Annotated in this window: 23 protein-coding genes and 1 pseudogene; 10 read left to right on the top strand and 14 right to left on the bottom strand. The window is 51.7% G+C overall.

Features of this window, described 5'->3' with window-relative positions:
- Nucleotides 1-485: 485 nt before the first annotated feature.
- From KW839_RS21040 to KW839_RS21030, 3 genes are all read left to right on the top strand, one after another.
- A complete protein-coding gene (locus KW839_RS21040; RefSeq protein ID WP_218425404.1) occupies nucleotides 486-1214 on the top strand; it encodes a metallophosphoesterase in 729 nt (242 codons plus the stop codon).
- A 109-nt stretch (nucleotides 1215-1323) separates the two neighbouring features.
- Nucleotides 1324-1728 carry a hypothetical protein gene (locus KW839_RS21035; RefSeq protein ID WP_218425403.1) on the top strand — a complete coding sequence of 135 codons (405 nt, stop codon included), beginning with the start codon at nucleotides 1324-1326 and terminating at the stop codon, nucleotides 1726-1728.
- Nucleotides 1729-1777: 49 nt separating this feature from the next.
- A complete protein-coding gene (locus KW839_RS21030) occupies nucleotides 1778-2134 on the top strand; it encodes a hypothetical protein (RefSeq protein WP_064676356.1) in 357 nt (118 codons plus the stop codon).
- 360 nt (nucleotides 2135-2494) lie between these two features.
- Here KW839_RS21030 and KW839_RS21025 read toward each other — a convergent pair whose 3' ends face one another.
- The gene (locus KW839_RS21025) at nucleotides 2495-2794 is read right to left on the bottom strand and encodes a hypothetical protein (RefSeq protein ID WP_218425402.1); all 300 of its coding nucleotides are present in this window, start codon (nucleotides 2792-2794) and stop codon (nucleotides 2495-2497) included.
- A 231-nt stretch (nucleotides 2795-3025) separates the two neighbouring features.
- Between KW839_RS21025 and KW839_RS21020 the strand changes: the two genes are divergently transcribed.
- The 4 genes from KW839_RS21020 (at nucleotide 3026) to KW839_RS21005 (ending at nucleotide 4900) form a co-directional block, all read left to right on the top strand.
- Nucleotides 3026-3325, top strand: a complete 300-nt coding sequence (locus KW839_RS21020) for a hypothetical protein (RefSeq protein WP_218425401.1) — start codon at nucleotides 3026-3028, stop codon at nucleotides 3323-3325.
- Between the two features lie 129 nt (nucleotides 3326-3454).
- Entirely contained in the window at nucleotides 3455-3952 is a 498-nt protein-coding gene (locus tag KW839_RS21015) for a 3'-5' exoribonuclease (protein WP_218425400.1), read from the top strand.
- Between the two features lie 237 nt (nucleotides 3953-4189).
- Nucleotides 4190-4432, top strand: a complete 243-nt coding sequence (locus KW839_RS21010) for a type II toxin-antitoxin system PrlF family antitoxin (protein ID WP_218425399.1) — start codon at nucleotides 4190-4192, stop codon at nucleotides 4430-4432.
- 102 nt (nucleotides 4433-4534) lie between these two features.
- Nucleotides 4535-4900 carry a histone-like nucleoid-structuring protein, MvaT/MvaU family gene (locus tag KW839_RS21005; RefSeq protein WP_218425398.1) on the top strand — a complete coding sequence of 122 codons (366 nt, stop codon included), beginning with the start codon at nucleotides 4535-4537 and terminating at the stop codon, nucleotides 4898-4900.
- A 165-nt stretch (nucleotides 4901-5065) separates the two neighbouring features.
- Here the strand turns inward: KW839_RS21005 and KW839_RS21000 are convergent, their stop codons facing one another.
- The 12 genes from KW839_RS21000 to KW839_RS20945 all read right to left on the bottom strand — a co-directional run bounded on the left by KW839_RS21000 (nucleotide 5066) and on the right by KW839_RS20945 (nucleotide 20546).
- Complete coding sequence (locus tag KW839_RS21000; protein WP_218425397.1) at nucleotides 5066-5560, bottom strand: MaoC/PaaZ C-terminal domain-containing protein; 495 nt, start codon at nucleotides 5558-5560, stop codon at nucleotides 5066-5068.
- 260 nt (nucleotides 5561-5820) lie between these two features.
- Nucleotides 5821-7011, bottom strand: coding sequence for an acetyl-CoA C-acyltransferase (locus KW839_RS20995; protein WP_218425396.1), 1191 nt, complete (start codon nucleotides 7009-7011; stop codon nucleotides 5821-5823).
- 60 nt (nucleotides 7012-7071) lie between these two features.
- Nucleotides 7072-7839, bottom strand: coding sequence for a 3-hydroxyacyl-CoA dehydrogenase (locus KW839_RS20990; protein ID WP_218425395.1), 768 nt, complete (start codon nucleotides 7837-7839; stop codon nucleotides 7072-7074).
- A 315-nt stretch (nucleotides 7840-8154) separates the two neighbouring features.
- Complete coding sequence (locus tag KW839_RS20985; RefSeq protein ID WP_095152190.1) at nucleotides 8155-9429, bottom strand: OprD family porin; 1275 nt, start codon at nucleotides 9427-9429, stop codon at nucleotides 8155-8157.
- A 144-nt stretch (nucleotides 9430-9573) separates the two neighbouring features.
- Nucleotides 9574-10920 carry an MFS transporter gene (locus KW839_RS20980; RefSeq protein ID WP_095152189.1) on the bottom strand — a complete coding sequence of 449 codons (1347 nt, stop codon included), beginning with the start codon at nucleotides 10918-10920 and terminating at the stop codon, nucleotides 9574-9576.
- A gap of 297 nt (nucleotides 10921-11217) precedes the next feature.
- On the bottom strand, nucleotides 11218-12849 hold the full coding sequence (locus KW839_RS20975) for an AMP-binding protein (protein ID WP_218425394.1): 1632 nt from the start codon (nucleotides 12847-12849) through the stop codon (nucleotides 11218-11220).
- A 451-nt stretch (nucleotides 12850-13300) separates the two neighbouring features.
- On the bottom strand, nucleotides 13301-14086 hold the full coding sequence (locus KW839_RS20970) for a crotonase/enoyl-CoA hydratase family protein (RefSeq protein WP_218425393.1): 786 nt from the start codon (nucleotides 14084-14086) through the stop codon (nucleotides 13301-13303).
- A 29-nt stretch (nucleotides 14087-14115) separates the two neighbouring features.
- On the bottom strand, nucleotides 14116-14982 hold the full coding sequence (locus tag KW839_RS20965; RefSeq protein WP_218425392.1) for a ThuA domain-containing protein: 867 nt from the start codon (nucleotides 14980-14982) through the stop codon (nucleotides 14116-14118).
- A gap of 20 nt (nucleotides 14983-15002) precedes the next feature.
- Nucleotides 15003-16688, bottom strand: a complete 1686-nt coding sequence (locus tag KW839_RS20960) for a GMC oxidoreductase (protein ID WP_218425391.1) — start codon at nucleotides 16686-16688, stop codon at nucleotides 15003-15005.
- Between the two features lie 54 nt (nucleotides 16689-16742).
- Complete coding sequence (locus KW839_RS20955; protein ID WP_218425390.1) at nucleotides 16743-17348, bottom strand: gluconate 2-dehydrogenase subunit 3 family protein; 606 nt, start codon at nucleotides 17346-17348, stop codon at nucleotides 16743-16745.
- Between the two features lie 48 nt (nucleotides 17349-17396).
- Nucleotides 17397-18740 carry a DUF1329 domain-containing protein gene (locus KW839_RS20950; RefSeq protein ID WP_218425389.1) on the bottom strand — a complete coding sequence of 448 codons (1344 nt, stop codon included), beginning with the start codon at nucleotides 18738-18740 and terminating at the stop codon, nucleotides 17397-17399.
- Nucleotides 18741-18749: 9 nt separating this feature from the next.
- Nucleotides 18750-20546: a DUF1302 domain-containing protein gene (locus KW839_RS20945; protein WP_256352780.1), complete on the bottom strand. Its 1797-nt coding sequence runs from the start codon at nucleotides 20544-20546 to the stop codon at nucleotides 18750-18752.
- Nucleotides 20547-20865: 319 nt separating this feature from the next.
- On the opposite strand from KW839_RS20945, the gene KW839_RS20940 reads away from it, so the two are divergent.
- Together KW839_RS20940 and KW839_RS20935 are read left to right on the top strand one after the other, a co-directional pair.
- A complete protein-coding gene (locus KW839_RS20940) occupies nucleotides 20866-21186 on the top strand; it encodes a histone-like nucleoid-structuring protein, MvaT/MvaU family (protein WP_218425387.1) in 321 nt (106 codons plus the stop codon).
- Nucleotides 21187-21873: 687 nt separating this feature from the next.
- The gene (locus KW839_RS20935; RefSeq protein WP_218425386.1) at nucleotides 21874-22356 is read left to right on the top strand and encodes a hypothetical protein; all 483 of its coding nucleotides are present in this window, start codon (nucleotides 21874-21876) and stop codon (nucleotides 22354-22356) included.
- 789 nt (nucleotides 22357-23145) lie between these two features.
- On the opposite strand, the gene KW839_RS20930 is transcribed toward KW839_RS20935, so the two are convergent.
- Nucleotides 23146-23721 (bottom strand): LuxR C-terminal-related transcriptional regulator, encoded by a 576-nt coding sequence (locus tag KW839_RS20930; protein ID WP_218425385.1) that lies wholly within the window; start codon nucleotides 23719-23721, stop codon nucleotides 23146-23148.
- Between the two features lie 351 nt (nucleotides 23722-24072).
- On the opposite strand from KW839_RS20930, the pseudogene KW839_RS20925 reads away from it, so the two are divergent.
- A pseudogene (locus tag KW839_RS20925) lies at nucleotides 24073-24360 on the top strand (hypothetical protein); the annotation flags it as partial.
- Nucleotides 24361-24421 lie beyond the last annotated feature (61 nt).

The raw sequence follows: 24421 nt of genomic DNA, 5'->3' as shown, positions 1-24421 counted from the left end.
GTGTTTATCTCAGATGAATCTTGTTTGGTTGATTTCCTGGAAATCCATGGGCCAGGCCGAACAGCTTGGCGAATGGTCGAGCGAGACTCGGGGGAACCTTGGTATTACATTCGCTTACGCGTTCGTGAAGGAGGTAGGGCGTGGTCTAAAAGGTGTATGCCAGCAGACACATCTATGCTGGCCCACCTACTTTCGCAGCAGAGTCCATACCACTCGTTTGAGGAGGTACAGGTTGTGACCGCACCCTATATGAATGGGAGCTCATCCGACCGCATGGAGAAGCTAGTCAGCTTGGTCATCGGATACGACCAAACCGGCGAGTGCGTCTTACTTCACAAGGTCGCGAGCGGAGCTGTTTATAGCAGTGCTCCGGCTAGTCTCGACGCCGGCTCACTTACTGGCATTCGGACGATCTACGAAGATACAAAAACTGCGCCTTCAGCAGTTCCGGAATTTGCTGGCCACTGACCTAAACGGCGGCTCCAATGAAGCTTCAAATCTATTCAGATTTACACATGGGATTTGCTCGGTTCGATCCCGCCCCAAGCGAAGCGGACGTTGTCATTCTCGCAGGTGACATTGATATCAAATCTCGCGGCGTGGTTTGGGCGAACAACACATTCCAGTGCCCGGTGATCTACGTTTGCGGAAATCATGAGTACTACGGCGGCCACATGGATCACACGCTGCGAAAGATGAAAGAGGCGGCAGCTCCTCACGTGCACGTGCTCGAGAACGAAACGCTGATTCTTAATCAGACCCGGTTTTTGGTCACGACAGCGTGGACAGATTACTCGTCGACAGGTGATGTCGTTGCCGCGAAACGTATTGCTTGGGACTGGATGAACGATTTCACCGTAATCAGAACCGATGAAAATTTCCGGCGTTTGCGTCCTGATGACTTGATCGCTAAATCAAAGGCGGCGTACGCCTGGCTTACTCGAGAACTGGACAAGCCCTTCGCTGGTAAAACCGTTGTCGTCACGCACCATGCCCCTACGTCGGAATACGTGAGTGGGGATTTTCCAAAACACCTCATTGCTGCGTACGCAAACAATTGGCCCGAGCTTCTAGAGATGGCCGATCTGTGGATTTATGGACATACCCACATCGCAGCGGATTTCGTTAAAGGAGGGTGTCGAGTTGTGTCAAATCCTCGCGGATATCCGACTGAAGACACCGGGTTTGATCAGGATTTTTTGCTCGAGATTTGATGAGCTGCGATTCAGCGTTAAACCTCAGCGATCTGAGTTTTCCCTTCGTTCTAGCGCTGGGATCAATTCCATTTTTGCGATCTAAACCCCAATCGATCGAGAAATTCACATGGTTACGTTAGAAGAGATTTCCCAGCTCCTTTACGGGGCAGGGAAGGAAGCACTTGGCTGGCAGGGCACCCAAGATGAGCTGATTGCATTGGCAGCAAAAACATTCCCAGGCAAAGCATTCTGCGTGGTGAAGCAGTGGATCCTGATCGACCTTACGGTTAACCCTGATGAGAAAGAAAAGCTAAGCGGGCTTGGTCTACTTCCCGCGACGCTTTTTGCTCATGAGATAGTCCTGGACAGCAAAGGACGCTTCCAGCCTCGAATGTGGGTTCGTAGCAATTTCGGTGTCTCTTTCACTGAAGGCTGTATGTTTGAAACCAAAAATACTGTCTATCTCCTGCTTGGGCCAGGACTGAGAAAAGAGGCTAGCATTGGTGCCGCTTTTTCAATGAAAGCAGGGTGAGCGATGCTTGCCGACGGTTTATTCATGGTCGTTTTGGAGCTTGAGTTGGATGCCTGAAGTAATTGAGCTGGAATTTCATAGTAAAGATGTCAGCGAATTTCAGCTGCGCCGTTTGGTGCGAGCAAGCCTTCGCAAATACACGGTGCCTGTCACGGCATTCATCAGCGACGCTTTTATTGCAGATGACACATGCGTCGGGGTGTCATTCGATCACTCTGAGAAGGATGATGCCTACCACAGAGCTGATGGTTCAATTCTTCACACGGGTAAAATTCAGTCGGCGAGGAAAGAAGGGCGGTTTTGGTTGCTCGAGACTCAGGATGGTAATTACGTCATCGCTAGCTTCAGGCGAGACCTCGGAAGAGCTAGCTTTTCAAAGCTTCTCCAGTCCGCCGATAGATTCTGATCGGTAGTATGAAAGCCATCATTTGATAACCTGGTAGGGCCGTGTCATATGCCAGATGAACGATGGTCAGTCGTTAGGGCAATAGCCCATTTTGACGAGTTGCTCGACCAAGTGATCACGACCCGCAAACCAGTTTTCGTTGATGGAGCTCGCAGGACTGCGGTGCTCATTTCCATGGAGGAATGGGAGTCGATTCGAGACAGGCTCATCGCTCGCGCCCCGTCAGACCTTTGAAATCGCCTGCTATCCCTTTTAAAGTTTTAATCAGCGGCGCTCCGAGTTACCTCTGCGGAGCGCTCCAAACTGACTCTATCGTACGAAGTTCTTTTTACGTCGGACGGATTCACATCTCGCCTTGGCTCAGTAACCGTACTCGTTCAGTAGCTTTTGCAAAAACTCACGCCGCCGTTGGACGATACTCAAAACGAGATAGTCGCGATCAGTGTCTCTCGTCGACAAATGCCCAGCATCCACAAGACCGTGGATATAGCCTTCGGCTTTGCCCCTGGCTTCAAGCAACGCCTCTTTGGATGTGCTTTTGAAGATGTCATCAGCGATGAGCTGCCAGCGCTTCATTTGACGCCGACCAACTGGGTCGTCCGAAAATTTTGGTGCATTGATCAATGTGTTGAAATCGTTAGGTACGGTGGCAGTGCTCAAGGTGGATACTCAGAACAGTGATGTCTGAGTCGAGGTTATCATGCGCACACTTAACCGCTTGCTGCTGGCTGGCTCATAGGTAGTCCTGCTTTATGTTGTTGGATGGTCCTTGTAGGCGCTGGCGCGAAGGGACGACTTCAATGATGGTGCACGCTGTCGGTGGCACCTTCGAACATTGCGGAGCGTACAGGCAGTGCTATTCCGCGAGTACATTCTTAGCCCGGAGCTGGTATGGGATATCTCAGCCTAGAGGACATCTACCCGGATGACGTACACAAATATGGCCATATGCGGGTAGGAATGACCGATCTCTACGTTAAAGGCAATCACGCCGCTTATGGTGTGGTGACGCGTGGCGAATGCCGCGAGCTGACCAGTAAGTTACTGCGTGATGAAACAGTGCAAATGATCATTAGCGCTGAGCTCGCCGCATTGCCAGAGGACTACGATCCGTGGATTAGGCGGATCGAACGCAATCGTGCGTTACACGCGAGGTATGGGGATAAATTCGATCCCTGGGGGGACGACTGAAAGTCCCCACGTCCAATCACAAATGCAGCGTCTCATCTTACTCAGCCAACTTGCCTCGCAAATCCGTCAGTGGGACGAGCATGGGCGCCAATGACAGGCCACGCTAGCACTCGTTGAAAGGACAGGGCGTTGAAAATATTCCTAGATTGCGAATTCACGCAGCTCAATCAGTACTCGAAGTTGATATCTCTAGCGCTGGTATCGCAGTCTGGCGAAGAGTTTTACGTTGAGTTGACGAATACCTATTCGCTCGACGACTGCAGTGACTTTGTCATCCAGAACGTTTTACCGCAGCTCGATCCTCTGCGATGTGGTCAGTCGCTTAGCGACGCCCAAGTCTCTCTTCGAAGATTTCTAGGGAGCTTCGCCGAGGAGCTTGAGGTGTGTTCAGATGCGCCCAATCGGGATTGGAAGTTTTTCTATGATCTCGTTTGTGCAGATCATCAACCATGGCCAGTCCAGGTTTTGAATCAACCGACCAACCTCGCGATCCTTTTTAATGAGGTCGATGCTGAAGCTCTTGAACAGGTAGAGCTGTCTGATCCGCCCCACCATGCATTGCTAGACGCGCGGATGCTTGCAGAGCTTTTCAAGGCACTGGGTTCTCGCTTTGCTCTGTCACCATAGAGGTACATCGCGACGTGGGTCGCTGAGCTTTGAACGGTGTCCTGCTGGTGATTTGAGTTCCACCATCGGTGGCGAAGCTACAAAACTGGATTATTTCAAATTATGGCTCAGCCATAATTATTGCTGAGCCATAATTTTCACATCCAAACGCTCCCTTTAATCGGAGCACCACTTCGGCATCAGAACAGGCGGAACCTGCCACAGTTGCTGCAACGTCGAACCGCATAAGGTTGAGTCATGAATGACCCTCGTATCCTCAACATCAAGTCCGCGCAACACGTTCAGGAGACCTCGCCAGCGGATGAACCGATGGAAGCCCATCTATCCGTATCCCGAACTCTCGGGCTTCTGGCGGCGGATATGGACGCGCATCCGGAGCTAATTCAGCCCGTAGATTCGCGTTTGGTCGATCGCATCAATGCGCTAGTCGGTCAGGCTGATGTTGACCTGAATACGCCGCTCTTGGCGGAGGACGAATAAATCAGGGCAGCGAACCTCGACTCGCATACCCAGAGCTCCATGGCCCTAAATTCAAATTAGTATTTGGTGTATTGTTAGATGACTTCTACCTAGAGAACGATCATGTCCAAACTCGCCGAATTCCGCCAACTCGAAAAACACCTCGCCGAACAGCTCCAAGCTCTCGAGGCGCTGAAAGGCGACGCTGGCCTCAAGAAAGAAATCGAATTTGAAACCAAGCTGCGGGCTCTGCTGGCCGAGTACGGTTACAGCCTGGCGAACGTGATCAACCTGCTTGATCCGAAGTCTGGTCGTCGTGCACCAGTCGCTGAGACCCAAGCCAGTACTCGGAAGCCACGCCAGCTGAAGGTCTATAAAAACCCGCATACCGGTGAAGTCGTAGAAACCAAGGGCGGCAACCACAAGACTCTGAAGGAATGGAAAGCTGAGCATGGCTCCGCGACGGTCGAGTCCTGGCTGAGTAAGTGATTTTGGTTTGAGTACAAAAGGGCCCTTCGAGGGCCCGTTTTTTGGGGGCGGCAGGCATGCGCGTTTCGCGAAGCGCAACCAGCGTGGCTATGTTTCCTCGCTGGTGACCTGGAGGTCACACCCGGCAATACGTGCATTTCTGGCCAAAAGAGGGTCGCAGGAACCTCAATGCTGATCAACGTCTCCAGGTAAAGACCCACTCTGACCGGCCCTGCGCAGTATCAATACCGTCACCTCATAAACAAGCACGGTTTTTCCCGCCGTCGTAGCAACGTCGACTTTGAACACAACCCACCCTCGTTCATGGTTTCCTGCATGGATGAGTGATCGAACAACTTGAGCTGACAGTTTGAGAATATCTCCAGGTACTACTGGAGCAACCATCCGAAAACCATCGATCTTCCCACCCGCAACGACATTTGTTTGGAGCAGTAAGGCATCACACATCAAACGTTGCGAGAAACCGAAGGTTTGTACCCCACTGGCGCAGTGCACCCCAAGCGGACTCGAATGGGCAAGGTCGGGATCAATATGTATATCGAGAGGATCGTACTCGGCAGCAAAGGCGATAATTTGTTCCGTTGTGATAGGAGCAGATTGCTTGGCTGTCCAAGTTCTACCTAGGGGGAAGTCTTCCCAAAACAGCTCTTTCTCTGCCACGGTATCTCCTCGATTTTGTAGCGTTAAACTCGCGACACCGCCGCTAAAAACTTAGCTGTGCGCTTCTCCACAAATGCTTGAATCGCTTCTTTCTGGTCTGGCGTTGTGTTGATCGCATTCAGCTTCTGGGCGGTGAAGCGTGTTCAAGCCATCCCGTCCACTTGCTCAACTATTAGGATCTGGTAGTTCGCAAGCAGACTCTTCGTGCAAAAAAATATGCGAGGCTCGGCAGGAGCCTTATTACCTCGGACAACGCTACTCTATGAGAGGAGCTCGATAGCAATCGCGGTCGCCTCGCCGCCTCCAATGCACACAGAAGCGATGCCACGCTTAAGCCTGTTCTGCCTCAAGGCATTTACTAACGTAACAACCACGCGCGCACCTGACGCGCCAATCGGGTGCCCCAAAGCGCATGCCCCGCCGTGGACGTTTAATTGCTCATGTCCGACGTTCAAGTCTCGGATAACAACCATGGGAACTACGGCAAATGCCTCATTGATCTCAAAGAGATCAACATCTTTTATTGACCAGTTGGTTCGCTCGAGCAAGCGTTTAATCGCACCGACCGGAGCGGTGGCAAAGAGGCCGGGGGCGTGCGCGTAGGATGAGTGACCTGCTATCCGGGCCAACGGTGTAAGGCCTCTACGCTCGGCTTCAGACAAGCGCATCAGTACGAGGGCAGCCGAGCCATCCGAAATAGAACTGGAGTTCGCCGCAGTCACCGTCCCGCCTTCGCGAAACGCAGGTTTCAACGTAGGAATTTTGTCGATCCGGGCCTTACCTGGCTGTTCATCGCTTTCAATCGAAACCGTCTCACGGCCAGACGAAGCCAGCACAGGGACAATCTCGTCTTGGAAACGCCCTTCGGTGATTGCCTTCTGAGCTCGCGTCAACGAGCTGATCGCAAACTCATCCTGCTGGCTTCGAGTGAATCCATAACTCTGAGCACAGTCTTCGGCGTATGTGCCCATGAGTCGGCCTTTCTCGTAGGCATCTTCCAACCCATCGAGAAACATATGATCAATGATCTTGCTGTGGCCCATGCGATAGCCAGAGCGCGCTCGCTCCAACAGATAGGGAGCCTTTGACATGCTTTCCATTCCTCCGGCAACCACCACCTCCGCGCTCCCGGCATGGATAAGGTCGTGGCCGAACATCAGCGCTTTCATGCCAGAGCCGCACATCTTGTTGACTGTTGAACACGCCACTTGCTCCGGTAGATTCGCCAACAGGGCAGCTTGACGAGCCGGAGCCTGGCCTTGCCCAGCTTGTAGCACGCATCCCATGATGACCTCGCCAATGTCACTGGGCTGCAGGCTGGCTCGTTCCACGGCGGCACGAATTGCAACTGCACCCAGCTGCGCAGCGGTGACTTCCTTGAAATTCCCAAGAAAGCCTCCTAACGGAGTTCGGACAGCACTGACAATGACGATAGGGTCGGTATGGCTCATAACTGAATCCTCTGTTTCATGTTGGGGGGCTTGTGCCCGTTCACAGACTTTTAGCTCGATCTATTTCGCGGCCATTCTCAAAGCACCATCCAAACGAATCACCTCACCATTGAGCATGGAGTTTTCGATGATGTGCGCTGCCAACGCTGCGTACTCGGAAGGCCGTCCCAGTCGTGGAGGGAATGGCACATTGGCTGCCAATGATGCCTGCACGTCCTGAGGCATACCCGCCATCATCGGGGTCTCAAATATTCCGGGTGCAATGCACATAACACGGATGCCTGAACGAGCCAGGTCGCGTGCCAATGGCAATGTCATGGCAGCAACTCCACCTTTGGACGCGGCGTAAGCAGCCTGGCCCGTCTGACCGTCAAAAGCTGCGACAGAGGCCGTATTTATGACTACGCCACGCTCACCTTCTTCATTTGGCTCTCCTCCCGCCATAGCCTCAGCAGCAAGGCGAATCACGTTGAAGCTACCGATCAAATTGATCTCGATAGTTCGGCGAAAACTCTCAAGCCCATGTGCGCCATTACGGCCTAAAATCCGTTCGGCTGGTGCAACACCCGCGCAGTTGATCACCCCATGCAACGCGCCAAAGACACTGACTGCAGAGGCAATTGCTGCGCGGCAATCAATTTCACTGGTGATGTCCGCTCGCACGAAATTCGCACGTTTTCCTAGCTCGTCAGCAAGGGCTGCACCAGCGGCTTCGTTCACATCGACCAGCACCACGTTTGCACCTCGGCCCACCAACTCACGCGCCGAGGCCAGCCCGAGTCCAGAACCTGCTCCAGTAATTAGGAAGACTGAGTTTTCAATGCGCATGATGTTTCCTCATGAAATTGGTTTTGCCGAATAAGCGGACAATTGGCATACAAAAGGCCCGCAGACCAAATTGTTGGCGGCCGCCGGTTTTAACTTAAGTTGTAATCAACGCTGTAAATTCTAAAAAAGTACATCCGCGAGGCTACACACGCTGTCCGGTACAGGGCGCGCCGGGGCCGAGCTATGGCTTGGCTATGTTCACTTTCGACATTGGAATGCCTATTTATTCTCTAGCTGGATCTCACGTAAAAAATGCCAGGCCTCTCTTTCGATCAGCTCTGGCAAAAGTGGAGCAAGCATTAGTGGATGTAAGTTTTAGAAGTTAAATGTATAACGCACGATAAACCGGTTTTCATTAGCACTGTCGGCGTAGGTGGAGCGGTTTGTTGAATTGCGCCACTGTACCGAGAGACCTTTGATCGGGCCGCTCTGAAGAACATAGGTGAGGTCGGTCATGCGTTCCCATTCCTTTCCGTCTTCGCCCTCTAAGCGCAGACCTGCTGCTTGGCGAGTTGTAAGCAAGGTAGGATCGACATCCTCACCTTTCGCATATTTTACTCCCAGTGTTAGCCCTGGAATGCCTAAAGCGACGAAGTTGTAGTCGTAGCGTGCAAACCAAACTTGTTCTTGCGGAGCGGTAAACGTACTGACCAATGACTCAGCGAAGAGGTAGCTATCTGCACCATTGACCATGGCAAAGGAAGTGCCTCCCCATGCTTTTTGATAACCCCCGCCGATCGTATGACCACCCAGGTTATAAGCAAAGTAGCTGCTGAGAGTGCGGTTATCGACTTCACCTATTCCCTTGTCACCGGTTTCTTTTGCATCGAAATAGCGAATATCGGTAATAAGCGCGCCCGTCGATAATGGCTGATTAAGTTTCAAGCCGAAGTAGTTTGTGCGATAAAGGTCTTCCAAATCCGCAATATGATAGCTCACTGCGAGGGTTGGTAGCACCTTGTAGTCAAGTGCGAGGTAGTTGAAGTGATCGGCTTCAACCGCCCGGTAACCGAACGCGGTAAGAGATTGAAAATCAGTGGAGTTGCGTTGCTTCACCGCATTGATGCTATAGGCCGAAATCGTCAAGGGATCAAGGTCGCTGGATACCAGTGATCCCCCCCTGAACACCTGTGGCAGGAGGCGACTGTTATTGCTCCACAGCAATGGCATGAGGGGGCTGATGCCGCCTACCCGCAGTTCGCTTTTTCCCATACGAGCCTTGGCTGTAAGCATGATCTTGCTGTATTCATCTTCTACATTGCGTTCGGAGTCGTACGCGAGAATTCCGGAGCCGGTGCGATCTGGGCTGGAATCCAGCTTGATACCCAGCAGGCCTTGCGCGTCAACACCGAAGCCAACTGTCCCTTCAGTGAAGCCAGACTGTAAGTTGAGAATGAAACCTTGTCCCCATTCATCTCGCTTCGATTGGGTGGCGCCATCGTTACGAAAGTCACGATTATAATAAAAGTTACGTAGCTCCAAACTTCCTTTTGCATCCTTCAAAAAATCGGCCGAGGCGAATGGAGTTGGGAGTGAAACAGCTAAAGCTATTGTTAGTTTTGTTGCTTTTTTCAGCATGACAAACACCATTTGTTTTTGTTATATGCGCAGTAACTTGCCGCTTGTGGAGGGCGGAGACCATATCGCCTTCGCCCAAGCCCGGCTCGCCAGGGCCGAGGCGAGGCGGAAGCAACAATCGCTCTTCAAGTAAAATCGAGTGGAGTCAGCCAAGCTTCACTCAGCTGAGAACGCCAAAGATTTCTTTGCTCGAGTGGAATCAGCACAAGACTGGTTGATCAATGTCACCGCCACTGCACCGATCAATCCGGCCAAGCCAATGGCCATGAAGTTGTGCTCAAGTGGCAGGTTCATTGACACCAGCCAGCCGATCAGCACGGGCGCAACGATCGCCCCGATGCGTCCGACACCTGACGCAAATCCGACACCCGCCGAGCGTATCGTGGAGGGGTAGAAGTCACCTGCATAGGCGTAGGCCAGCAACTGCGTACCCAGTGTGGATGCCCCAACAACGAAGACGACTGCGTACAACAGAGAGACATCACGTGTATAGCCCATGAGGGTCAGAGCAATGGCTCCGACAATGTAGAAGCTGACCAGAACGTATTTGATGTTGAGCTTATCGGCCAGCCAGCCACCACCTAGTCCTCCAGCGATCGCACCGAGGTTGAATACGATAACGAAATTGAGTGCTGAGCCCAGGCTGAAGCCAGCCATCGCCATGAGTTTGGTTAACCAGGAGTTGAGCGCGTAAACCATGAACAGACCGGTCATGAACGCTGTCCAAATCATCACAGTGCTGAAGCCACGGCCATCCTTGAATAGATTGCGTACTGGAGCGTCCAGCTCAGCCAGAATCGCTAGGTTGCCGGTCATCTCAGTTTGGCTGGTGATATTCAATGTTGGCTCAATACGCAGCGCAACCTTGCGCAGCTCATCTTGACGGCCTTCCTTCAGCATGTAACCGATGGAGTCAGGCATGGTTTTCAGGATGAAGGGGATCAGCAGCACCGGTAGTGCGGCAACGTAGAACACCCACTGCCAACCATGGCTTTCAATTAACTGCTTGGACGTAATGGCAACCAAAATGCCGCCTACCGAGTAGCCAGCAAACACCAGAGTGACCAGGCGAGTACGGAGTTTCAAAGGGGCGAACTCACTCATTTGAGCAGTACACACAGGCAATACGCCGCCAATACCCAAGCCGGCGATGAAGCGCATGATGCTGAAACTGACAGGGTCGTTGGTGAAGCCCGCACCGGCTGTGAAAAGGCTGAACAGTGCGACGCACATAGCAACCATTTTCGGACGGCCGATACGGTCGGCAAGTGTTCCAAGGAAGATCGCTCCAAGCATCGTGCCGAATAGGGCGGAACCCGCCATAATTCCTGCGCTAGTGGGGGCAATCTGCATATCTTGCATAATAGCGGGAAGGGCCGCACCGACGATGGCAAGGTCGTAACCATCGATCACAAGAATTAGCATGCACCAAAAAAGTATGAGTCGGTGAAAGCGGTTGAACTTTGAATCGCTGGCGAGCGCGTACACGTTAACTTTCTGCATATTATGTATCCTTCAGTGTTGTTGTATTTATGAAGTGCACATCGATTTTGGCGTGTGATATAGGCCACTTCGTGAGAAGAGCCTCCGAGCTGGCAGTCTGCTGTAAGAAAATTTTGCATTCTTTTCACAGTGCAGCTTGGAATTAGTAAGCTGCTGTCTGTATGCGTAGTGTATTAAGATGCCCTGTTCCATAAGCATCTAAATAGTGTTTCAAGGTCGTCAAGTACATAAATGATGAATCATCAAGTCTGTCGAGTAGTGAGCTTAGAACTTTCGCGCATTTCTGACTCTTAATCATCAAGCTTGCTGCTTAGCAATCTCCTGGTTACGCAGGATGAAACGTTGTAGCTTGCCGCTAGGTGTTTTCGGCAATTCGTTGACGAACTCGATTTCCCGGGGGTAGGCATGAGCCGCGAGGCGCTGGCGGACATGTAGCCGCAATGTTTCGGCTAGTTCCGGGCTTGGTAGATATTGCTTGTTTAGCACCACGAAGGCCTTAATCAACTCTGTACGCTGCGGGTCGGGTTTTCCGATTACGGCTGACTCAATTACGGCAGGATGCTCCACCAGCGCGCTTTCAACATCAAACGGCCCTACCCGATAGCCGGAAGTAGTGATCACGTCATCATTACGGCCTACGAAGCTAATGCTGCCATCGTCGTTGAGTTCTGCTGTATCGCCGCTCAAGTAGTAACGCCCCACGAAGGCCTTGGTTGGCATGCCGAAGTAACCACTGAACCAATACTGCGGCGAGCGCTCGCGATCGACTGCCAACGTACCAGGCTGGCCGGGCGGTAACTCCTGATGCTGGTCATCAAGCACTACAATTCGGTGGCCAGGAATGGCGTAGCCAGCAGAGCCTTCACGCACAGTGTGGCTTAGGCCGTGATGGTTGCTAAGCACCATGCCTAGCTCGGTCTGCCCATAGTGGTCGTGGATGACTACACCTAAGTTCTCGGCAAACCAGCGGATAACTTGGGGATTGAGTGGCTCACCGGCGCTGCTAACCACGCGCAATCGATCTCGGATGCTATCTGCGAATTGCATACCCGAGGAGATAAGTAACCTGAAGGCCGTCGGCGAGCCGGCGAGGTTAGTGATTGCATATTTGTTGATTACCGAGCAGGTGCTTTCGACTGAAAACGGGCCATCGTAAAACAGTGTCGAGTGACCCAAAGCCAGTGGCGCGGTGACCGCATAATAAAGGCCATATGCCCAGCCTGGATCGGCGAGGTTCCAAAAGCGATCGTCCTCTCGCAGCTCTACTGCATCGCGTATGTAACCTTTGAAAGCCAAAATGGCCCGCAATGGTACTTCCAGTGGCTTGGCTGGCCCGGTGGTACCGGAAGTGCACATGAGTAGGAACGGGGCTTCGCCGTCCTGAAGCAACGGCTCGCAGTCGTTGCTCTGGCGCTGCAGGGTACTCCAAAAATCATAATCGCCGATGCATTGTGGATCAGCGCCAACAGTGATCACGGTCGGGCAGCCGATGACGTCGTCTAGTTTGGATCGGTTGCGGGTGTCTGTGACAACCCATCGTGCGCTAGAACACTCCAGTCGTTGCTCGATCGCCTTCGGCCCGAACGCGGTGAACAGCGGTTGGTAGACTGCCCCAACCCTCCAAGTTCCAAGGATAGTGATCAAGAGCTCGACAGTTCGCGGCAAAAGCCCTGCGACTCGGTCTCCAGGTCGCACACCCTGCTCATGGAGGAAATTGCCGAATCGAGCGGCCTGATCCTGTAGCTCGCGGAAGGTGTACTGCGAGGCGGTACCATCCTGAGCTTCGCAGTATAAGGCTACATCTTGGCCGGCAGTATGTCGGTCACAGCACTCCACGCAGGCGTTAAGGCCGTCCAGACTACCGTGCAGTTCTTGCGCGGCGGTTTGCAGGTAATTGAACTGCCTTGCGGCGGTGTGGTAGTCGTACATCCCGAAATCCTGTAATTATTATTAGTGTTGTTGAGCTCTGATTATAGCTCCGGTTGCTGCGGGCAACTATGTCCTGAACACTCAATCTTTCTGACTGGTTTGGCCAAAAGGTTAAATGCGGAAATGCCTGACACAGCCGTGTAGCTTAATTATACTTATGCTCATTCGCTTCACTCGGATGGTGTTGCACACCATCGCCGTAACTCTGGCATTGAGATATGCTTGAAGATTGTTAGGTGGCTAGCTAAGCAGTCGTTTGCACTGCCTGATGCTGAAGATATTTTTGGCGAGAATAACAGCCACCAGTACTGTGACACCGACCAGGGGTGCGGTTCAGACAGTTATAATTATATTGTCTTTCATAGAGGGATTTGCATGTGCTGAGTGTATCAAGCCCATATCAAAAAACTGACTATCTTAATCATGATGGTGTAGGCGGTTAGCTGTGTTTTTAGTTTCCGGTGAAACTCGCACTCCTACGCTCCAAGAATGAGTTAACTCCCTCTTTGAAATCATCGCTCCCCAAGATCGGCAGTAGATCCGGTATCAACCGATCTATCGCTATTTGCTCACCATGACTGATGGACAACCGTGCACTTCCGAGAGTCGCCGCGACGCCCAGCGGAGCCTGCTGAGCGATGCGTTCTGCAATTTTCATCGCCTCTTCGAATTGCTGGCCAGCAGGGCATACAGCCTGCACCAAACCCATACGATAGGCTTCATTTGCATCAAATTCGTCGCCGGTCAATAGGTAGCGCATCGTGTTACCCCAGCCGATGTTCTGAACGAATCGAACCGTCGCACCTCCCACGGCATAAAGACCTCTCTGCACTTCGATCTGGCCGAAACGACAATTGTCAGCTGCGACCCTAATATCAGCAGCTAGCATTAACTCCAACGCAAGTGTGTAGCAGATTCCATGCGCCGCCACGACAATGGGCTTGCTTACCCGGTGTGCCTGATTTAGGCCAAAAGGATCGCAGGCCCCTGCTGGAAGCTCAGGAAAGCACCCCTTATCGAACTGACCGACCCACTGCTCCAGTTCCAAACCAGCGGTGAAGTTTTTCCCTTCGCCATATAGCACGCCGCAGCGTAGTGTTGGGTCTGCATCCAAGACACCGTATGCCACGGCCAGCTCGATATAAAGCTCGATGTCCATCGCGTTCGATTTTTCAGGGCGATTTAACCCGATGCACAGCACCCGCCCCCGCCTTTCAATTTTGATTTTATCGACCATCAAAAACCCAACCCGTTGTCAGAATTTCGTTAATTTGAAACTGAAGCTTTGCAAGGAGAACCATTTTTGCCGCTTGCCCAAATGATCGCTTGCTCCACCAACTGTGAGTAATTCACATCTCGATATGTTTCAGCGTAATGCCCCAACGCAGAATAAAATGCTCGCCCGTTTCCGAGGCAGTGCTTCCATATCATCGGATGATCGATACCCATACTGATATCTTTGCCAGCCATCTTTGGCGAATAGCTTGTTTCGTCGATGCTTAGCAGCACTTCAACGCCTGGACGAGGGCTTTTATCGAATGAATACCACTCATCATCCATAATCCATCTGGAGGGCAGGTGGGCAACTATCGGATCGTCGGGAGATTCGATAACTAAAGTGCCTGGTTGTTTCTGCGGAAACAGCGGATGCCCTTTAAACTGAGCCTTAACGAGATCATTCACATACCAACCCCAAGCGTACTGGGGGTCTCCACCTGAGGCATGCAATGCCACAAACCCTCCACCATTGCTCAGGTAGGTTTTTAAGGCTTGGCGTTGCGGCTCAGTCAGCACATCTCCAGATACGTTATTCCAGATCACTGTCTGAAATTTTCTTAGGTCGTCTGGGTTGTGCACAGCCGCATTATCAGTGTGGTAGAGAGACCAGCCATTTTTCTTCGCCAACAGGCTGAGCATATCATTGGCTGCAGGTATCGCGTCTTTGTGAATGAAACCATTAGTCTTGTCGAACACTAATATTGCTGGTGTATTGATATTCACATCGGTAGGACGATCTTGATCATATTGCGGCTCGCGAAACATTCCTTGCGAACGCAGGAAGAAATACACAAAGGCGCCAACGCAGATCACGATCAGAAACAGAAGGAGCGATAAGCGACGTACAATTTTCATGCATACACCGAGGTTCATAGTTAGATCCGACCTGCCTGATATTCGACCACGGCGTGATCCACGGCTCTGACGGTGAGCGCCATCAAAGTGAGCGAAGGATTCACGCATGAGGCAGAGGTCATGCAGGAGCCGTCCGTTACGAACAGGTTTGGCACCTCGTGACTCTGGTTCCATCGATTGAGGAACGAGTCCTCGCGGTTGTGCCCCATACGTGCCGTCCCCATCTCATGGACACTCGCGCCAGGAGGTGTACCGGAAAATTCTTGAATCATCACCGCTCCGGCAGTTGCCAGCATCTGGTGCGCCTCGGAAACAATATCCTTGATCATGGCCTTCTCGTTGTCCCTATAGACGTAGTCAAAGCACGCCAATGGAATGCCATACGAGTCTTTTTGTGTTGGATGCAGGAACATGTGGTTTTCACGGTTTGGAAGAACTTCACCAAACCCTGCCACATACATGAGCCACGGGCCAGGGCCTTTCATGGCCTCCTTGAACTTCGCTCCGACTCCAGGAATCATCGAGAACTTAGAGTTCCAGCCCAAACGTTGAGCTGCCGCCTGGTAGCCATAGCCACGTAGAAAGGGTTGATCGCTGTTCTGTAAATTCTTGAAACGCGGGATGTATATCTGGTTTGGCCTATAGCCGTAGGGATACTTATCTAGATAACCTGGCATCACTCCTAAAGCGCCATTGCCATAGGTATGATCCATCAGATAGCGTCCCAATACACCACTGGTGTTACCGAGGCCGTTGGGGAACGACTCACTTTTGGAATTGAGCAGGATTTGCGTACTGCCGACGGTTGAGCCGCAGAGAAATATCATCTTAGATGTAAAACTTAGCTTCTGACGGGTATTTGCGTCTATTACTCGTACAGCCGAAGCACGATTGGTTAGAGGGTCGTAATCAATACTCTCTACAACACTATCGCAGCGTATTGTCAGATTGCCTGTAGCCTTGGCGGCAGGCAATGTCGAGACAATACTATTGAAGTATGCTTTGAAGGTGCAGCCACGCTCGCATTTATAGCAGTATGTGCAGGAGCCCCTGTTGTTTTGCGGTTCGGTCTGGATAGCCATACGCCCCATCGTCACACACCGCGAATTCCCATACGTCTCCCTAATTCTAGTGGCGAACACTTTCTCAACATGGTTCATTTCCATCGGCGGTTGGAACTCCCCATCCGGGAGCTGCGGCAAACCTTCTTTCTGTCCGCTCACGCCGATGAATTTTTCTACATGGCTGTACCAGTCCTTAATATCGCTATAGCGAATGGGCCAATCGCAGCCATGGCCATCCGTTTTATTCGCTTCAAAATCCAAATCGCTATATCGATAGACGTGTCTTCCCCATACCAACGATTTTCCACCTAGCACACCGCCACGAGTCCAGACAAAGGGTTTTTCTGGATTGAACGCGTAGGGGTTGGCTTTGTCGTTATTGAAGAAGTGGCGAGTAGTCTCGTCGAAAGCATAAATTTTACTTTGGACGGGGTACTCAGAGTCGTAAAGATCACGCAGGGGCTTGCCGCCAAAAGGTACCTTCCATGGCGGTTGAAACATTCCCTTGTAATCGACGTCATGCTTGATCTCTCTGCCGCGCTCCAGCACAAGAACTTTCAGACCTTTTTCACAGAGCTCCTTTGCAGCCCAGCCGCCAGTGATCCCTGAACCAATGACAATTGCATCAAAATTAGTCTGCATAAATCACCATTAAAAAGCTGCCGAGCACAGCGCCTCACGCACCGTGGCTGGGAGTTACCAGATGTACTGGCGTCCGCCATTCGCTTGCAAAGTTGCCTCACCGTCGTATCTGCCAGGCACAGGCAGATATTGCATTTCCGTGTTGGAGGCTGCTTCGGAGGTGTAGTAGCCAACCACTACTAACTCCTTAAGCTTGGTGAAGAAAGGAGCCTCTTGGTCAATGGCTCCCTTGCCCATCAAAGTGGCGGGGGTAACAGGTTGTGGATGCGCCTTCGTATATGCTTGTGCCACAGTTTCGGCGTCTTGCAGGCAGGCAAGCTGTTGTGCTGAACTCGAATTCAGGAAGCTTGTTCCAAATTTGTTCAAACAATACTCATCGAGCTCAGTGAGCCCATCAAGGAAGATCGTTCTTTCTCGATGGGTATACCAGTCGGAAACCACACTCTCGATGAAGTTAGGAACATTGGCATCTACTGCCCCAGGTGTATCGGTACGGGGAATAACGATGTCCGATAGCACCGAGCAAAGCTGGGCTTGGTGCGAGTTGAGTGGAAAAGTAAGCGATTGCTTATCGCTCCCCGCCAATGCATTCACCAATCCGCTGGCGGTTATCCCACCCAACAGAGCACATGTGTTTGCCAGAAAATGTCGACGAAGCATTGTTTCATCCCCTTGGAACTGTTTGAAATTGAGTAGCAACGGATTGCGTTAACGCACTCCGGCCTGCCTCAGTCGTGCGGGGGTAAAATCCTGCAGATCGGGCTTCGCGTCGAAGTTGACTGGCGTTTCTTCCTGAGCAAGGGCGTTGATCGTATAGCGTCCAGAGATGAGGTCGTATTGGGCTTCGCCTGCAGTCCACACGATTTGATGGTCGTAGTAGTTGATGATGTAGGTCTCGGCGAGACGCCACAATTCACCTCGGCTATCACGGCTTTCAGCCACCAGTATCTGGTAGGAGTCTTCATCGAAGTAGAAGTCGCGCTGGGAGTAAACGTGGCGCATTCCTGGCTTCAACTTGGCTCGCACATGCCACACTCGGTGCAGCTCATAACGAGTGAGATCCGGATTAACGTGGGCGGTCTGAATGATGTCTTTGTATGTATTGGTGCGAGATGCAAAACGGTAGTTGTTGTACGGGACATACATCTCTTTCTTGTCCAGAATCTCCCAAGTGAAGCGATCCGGGGCACCATTGAACATGTCTACGTCGTCCACCGTCATCAAGCCGCCTGCGGTAGGAGTGTCATAGCCGACAGTGGGGGATCGCCGAACGCGACGTTGACCCGGTGTGTACACCCAGGACTGACGCGGAGCGACCGTCTGGTTGACGGTGTCTTGGATCAGTCGTACTACACCGGCATCGCGCGGTGGGGCCAACGTCTCCTGAAGGTAGTAGAAGAGCATATTCCCTTCAGTTGAGCCGTCGTTACGAAAGTCGCGGTTGTAGAGGTAGATATCCCGGTTTTTGTTTAGGGTATAGCTACCCCCAGCCTGGATATTGGCCCCTGCATTGGTTCGCTGTACTGCATTTCCACGGTAGCGCAGCAGATGGTTCCATAGCACTTCTAAGCCAGACTTCGGTACCGGAAACGGCGTGGCCACCTTCACTTCCGATACACCATTGCCATCCTCTGTCAGCTTAGTGTGCTCGGCATTCACCTTAACCGCGTCGTATACGAATTGCGGGAAGGACGCAGATCTGTGAGTTGGATAGACGTTCATCTTCCAGGTATCGGGGTGTCGGCGCAGCATCGCCAACTGTCCCTCACTGATTTTGTCTTTGTAGCTCTCCGCGTTGGCAGCGGTGATAGTCAGCAGCGGCTTCTCTGCTTCAAATGGGTTCTTGTAGCCCTTTACCGAATCAAAGGCATCCTTGGTCATTGTTAGGCCGCCAGTCCAGGCGGGAATCGTACCATTGGCATTGCCGGCTTTTAGTGCACCAACAGGAGTGAGATCCTTGCCCAGGCGTTCTACATCAGAGGCCGCGAGCACATGGCTACAGGACACCAACACGAGTGCAGCAACAATTTGAGTCTTATAGAATGCATTCATCACTAAACCTCAGAAACTGTACTTGAGATTGAAACTCAGAAAATCGCGGTCACGGTTGTAGCGCCCTCCGCCGTTGAACGCCGTGTAGCTGATGCCGGCACCAATTACTTCTTTATAAGTGGTATCCACTTTTGCGGTGTAAGCGCGTTCGCCTTTGTTGTTAGCGCCGTTACGCCCGTTGATGGCGCTGTAAACGCTTACGCCAGGAGAAACGGTGAATTGCCCGAAGATGTCGTTGTAGGTTAGAGAGCCAGTGGTTGTAGCGCCCCATGAGCTGTTGGTCATGCCGCCGGGCAGGTCTGGGTTGTCAAACGTCTGTTGGGGCAGACTTCCATAGATTCGGTTAGCACTTACTTCGGCAACGATGCTTCCAGAGTCCGCACTCAACACGCCGCTGGGTAACAGATAGATACCGGAAAGAGTTGCTTGTGCCCGATCCCTTTTCACATAGCCAGGGATGTATGTCCCTTCGGGTAAGCCCCCAACCACAGCCGGAGAGATCACAGCTCGAGAGGTGTACTTGCTGACAATCGAATCGGGGCGATAACTAAGCTCACCAGCGACAGCCAACCCATCCAGCGGGCCGCCGTTGACTGTTGTATTGAAGCTGAAGCCGTAGAGATCACGCTTGCCTAAGTACTCAGCAAAGTAGGTCGCGCGATTGGCAAACGGAATTTGGCCAACACCAGGCACTGCCACGATGGATCCCGCTTTCGCGCTCACTACTGGTGTCTGTGTGCTATAGCGAAGGTAATAAAGACCGAAGTCCGATTGGTTCAACTCTGGAGCCGTCCAACGCAGGCTAATGCCATATTGAGCATCACCATCCGGCTCGACATCATGCGAGCGAGGCACAAAAGTACTCATCAGCAGGGACTCAGCGAGAGACCTCGTGCCGGCAGGCACACCATTGAGATAGGCACGCACTTCGTCCGGGCTGTCGAATGCAGTGGATCTACCAAGCAGGCCCGTAACAGACTCTTGGATGGCGGAGACGGGCAGATAATCGCAATCATCGTCTCCGATCACATCAGTGGTCGAGAAGAAGGTTCCGCAGGCGTCCAGCTTCGCTGCTTCCCAAGATGAACCCGGCTGCCAGTAGCCCTCAAGGGTCATGTTCTCGGTCAATTCAAAAGAGAACGAACCCATCAGGGTCGGAAGAAAGGCTTCCTTGATTTCTGATCCAGGTGCACGGAGGGCGCCTACATCATAGGGGTTGGTCGCTGAAATGCCGCCTTGAGCGAATATCGACTCGCCCCAGTTGATGACTTGTCGGCCCAAGCGAGCCGAGAACTGATGATCCCCTAGCTCCCAAGAACCATAAACGAATGCATCAAGCAGATCAGCGCTCGAGCCAGCAAGATCCTCACCATCGTCACTGAGTTCACGTTGACGACGGGAGTCATCCTTTAGCTCGAAATCATAGAACGCGCGACCACGTACAAACACACCGTAATTTTCCTGGAAGCGCAGATCCAGATCTGATACGACTTTGGCCACCTCGGATACCAATTCTCCCTTGCGGAAGTTCAGATCACCGTCGTCATAAACGATGGGGCCATTATCCACACTGCCTCCATTGGAGCGTGCAATCAGCTTCTTTGAGGCAGCCTGCGTACGATAAGTGGTGCCGTAGGAGACCGTAGTGTCGAGCGAGCCAGACACTGTTTCGCCTTCAAACTGGAAAGCGAAAGCTGATCCGCAAGGCGCCAGGCATAGAGCCAATGCCCCAAGAGCCAGACTGGGGCGGGAGTTGCCATGGACTGCCACACGTACTGCTCGGCTTAATTTAGGTGGGTTATGCATCCTATGTCTCACTTGTTTTTATTATTGAGCGCAATCCATGTCTGTATTCGGTCGGCAGGATTGCAGGCGCGTTTCAGCAGCATGAGCCCTCTGTGCTGGCCGGACTCATGAGAGAGCTGAACACTACGTCTCAGGTATGCTTGATCGCATTAACTCCAAAGCACCAAATTACTAGTCTGTATATAAACCATTGATATATATGGTTTATTTGTGCTTTTTAGGGTGTATAAGCGTAACCGTAGTTCTTTTGATTTTTCTGTTAGTGCTTTAGGGTGATTGGCGTACAAGGGGGACTGGCCGCATACTATGAGCTGAGAGATTGGCCGAGCTCGAAACCCTAAAAAATGATGATGGCCTGAAGCGCGAAATCGAGTTCGAGCAGAAGCTTCGCAACCTGTTGGGTGAGTACGGCTACAGCTTGCGTAACATCATCGCCATCCTTGACCCACAAGCTTCGACTCGCAGTGCTCCTGCCGCTGCAGAGTCCAAGGTAGGAACTCGCAAGCCTCGTGACGTTAAGATCTACAAGAACCCGAACTCGGGTGAGCTGATAGAGACCAAGGGCGGCAACCATCGCCAATTGAAAGAATGGAAAAACGAGTTCGGCGCGGACGTTGTTGAGTCGTGGCGCACTCAGTAAGACTGTTTGACTACAAACAATCAGGGCCCTGCGGGGCCCTTTTTTTATGAGATACGGATATGTTCGAATTTCTTAAGGGGCGGATTGAGATAAAGCTACTTGTCTCGGCGTCTCTCTCCTTTGTCTGCCTCTCTGCGATCAAGGTGAAGTTCCCAGTCATTCAGGTTCGACCATAACAATCTTTGAAGATAGCGAAACTACTGCCCTGCGCGCTGTCGAGTCTCATTAGATTGCGCTTTTTTTGCGGCTCATATAATGCGTTATCTCACGCCAAAATTGCTTGGTTCATACGTGGTTGAACGGATGGCAGTGCGTAAGAAAATAGCATAACTTAATGTTTTCTTTAAGCCTATTATGGATAATGCAGGTGGCTATTATCAAAAACTTCCTTCTCGCTGGTTTTCATCAATGCTTGCCTCCCGGATCAAAGCTCATATCGCGCTGCAATATAGTTCTTGGGTTTCTCTAGGGTTTTGCCAATCCACCCGGTAATTCATTAGCCTATCTGCCGCCACCCGAGAAACTTACAGGAGGGCTGAGTTAAGGCGCTATTTAAGACGATATGTGGTGGGTAGGGATATCCTAGGCGAATACTTGTAACGGAGAAATTGGGTCTGCCTCATGTTGAGGCGTTAGGATATATATGTATTATTGGAACATATTGCAACGGAGCAAAGGGTGGACTTCATGAAGCATTGGCTCCACATTATGGTCTTTAGTGCAGTCCCGTTCGTTTACACGGCTCAAGCACAGGACGGTTTCGCCTACACTCCTAAAGGGCCGATCGAAGCCAAGTACCAGGCTGCAGGCCGTTGGGCTGTCACCAAGACAACCACGACCGAACCCTTTGATCGAGAGGGGCACTTGTGTGACATCTTCCGTCCCTTGAGCCTCGGTGGCTCCGCCGGTGACGTTCGCCACCCGGTGGTTGCTTGGGCCAATGGAACAGGCCAACCCGCAAGAAAATATCGATATTTCCTGCGGCACCTTGCATCTTGGGGCTTCATCGTCGTTTCATCACGCGACACTGATACGGCGGATGGTGCCTCGACGACAGATGCTGCGAATTACATTATTCAGCAGGGGCGCATAGCAGGGAGCCCTTTCTGTGGGAAGGTAGATGAAAAAAAATCGGAGCCGCAGGGCATTCCCAAGGCGCTGGATCCGTAATCCGCCTGTTCCAGGATATGCAGGCTCCGTTTTCTGCCTTCGTTGCGATTCATCCTCCGCCGAAATGGTTTACTCGACTGATCAGCGGTGTGACCTTGGTCAGTCTTGGTAATACGAATAAAGGGGCCATACTGCTTATCAAGAGTGAGGGGGATGGCGGGGAGGGGGATGTGAAGCCCTACTACGACGCCATAACCCAAGGTGCCGTAACCAAGGCTTACGGTATTCTGTCACAGGCCCGGCACGACGACATCATGGGTGAGCCCTCTTGCAGCAAAGTCTCAAGCGGGAGGTGTATCACAGGTGTATACGGCTACCTCGGAAATCCCACCACTTGGTTCATGTGGCAACTACAGGGAACTAAAGATGGTGTACGAGCTTTTGGTGACAAGACCGGAGAGTTCGTCCAGCCGGGCTCCGACTGGTCTTCGAACCGGAGCAATGTAGGTGTAGTTGCAACAAGCAAGGAATCTCTCGCACCGTGAGAGAGTTTCTTCCAGGTGGCTATCACACTTTGTTAGTCGGTACGGACAATGACGCCGTACCGACGCGCTGCAAAAGGAAACAGAGTACTGGAGCCGACGTTGCTCGGAATCCAACCCGGTTCTGAGCCGTGTCGCACTACGGACTGCCGAAACAGCCGAACCCGCATCCACAAGCCAATGCTGCTTTATCTACTGCAACGTAACGCATGCGAGCAAGTCAGATTTAAAGTGTGTTTGAAGAGCGACTTTAACTTGAGCGGCTAGAGTTACGCAGCCATCGCGAGTGCATCAAAAGACATGATATCTATTTCAAAACAATAATTTTTGAAACAAGTTCAGCGCTATTTTTTGCCTTCAGCTTTTTCATAAGCCGCCCACGGTGTACCTCTACAGTCCGATGTGAAATATCGAATTTACGCCCTATTTCTTTGCATGTGAGCCCATTGACGATATGAACGGCAATCTCCCGCTCTCGGGGCGTGAGGTTGACGGTCGGACGAACAGCTTGGTCAATCCGCTCAAAATGCCAAACCATGAGATGAAAAGGATCTTCTGGCGTCAACGTGTACCCCTTAGCCCTCGCCCAAAAAACCTCACCGCTCTGATGCTGCATGAAGCGTTCGTCCGAGTACGCACCATTCTGGGCATGCCGTAACCAATTCAGGCTGCGATCACCGATGATCTTAAAGTCCGCCTTAGACGGGTAAAGCTTCAGTAGAAGCTCGCCGAGCAACTCCTCTCGCTTGAATCCAAATAGGGTCAGGAACGCATCATTGAGCTCTAGTATGCACCTATCTCCCGTAATCACCTGCGGTGCAGGAGAGACCTGGAAGGCCAGACGCTCGAGGTCTTGTAGCTGTCGGCGCGTTGGGTCAGTCATCGTTCTCAACCCTGAAATAAGTGGTGGTAGGAGAATCAACTACCTCTAGGTTACCAATCCCTGTACGTAGTTGCACGAATAGCGAAAGCTCTCGGCATTGCGGCAATCTAGGTACTCGTTACCGAACGACGCTAGGGAAATGTCATAGGGGAACATGAGATCCCGGCACATGCAGTCCAAGATCACGTATCACAGATAAACCGGGGGGGGGTCGTCATCGTCAGGCAAGTCGCTTTGGCCAGCCGTTGTCGAAAATACTTCGATGGATTGATAGTTGAGCATCTGACACGTCCTGTAAGAGGCTGCCAGTTACTGATTAAAAGCGAGCCGAAAAAGATCGAGACCACAACAATGAGTGAACTCCTTCCCGCGCTTATTCGCTCTGCTGGTATTGCGGTAGCTTATAAACTTTCGGTGGCCTTGTTTGGCGATAGTGCTCCATTTGTCTCTACTTGGTTAATTAAAATAACTGGAGATATGTTGTCGCCCTGGTATTTCTATGTGGGTACCGGATTGATTTCTATTGTGGCCTTGTTAATTTTGCGCAAGGATGATTTTGTGGTGTGCTCGAGCTTTTCGCAGATTGTCACTTTTGATAATAGTCAGAATAATAATATTGATCGTCAGATACAGCGATAGTTTAGCCGGTAGTCGGATGTATGAATTTACCATGATTGCTGCGTTAAAATAATTAAAAAAC

The sequence above is a fragment of the Pseudomonas sp. PDM31 genome, assembly GCF_019218965.1.
GTDB lineage: Bacteria > Pseudomonadota > Gammaproteobacteria > Pseudomonadales > Pseudomonadaceae > Aquipseudomonas.
This window is presented reverse-complemented; position numbering and strand designations above follow the sequence as displayed.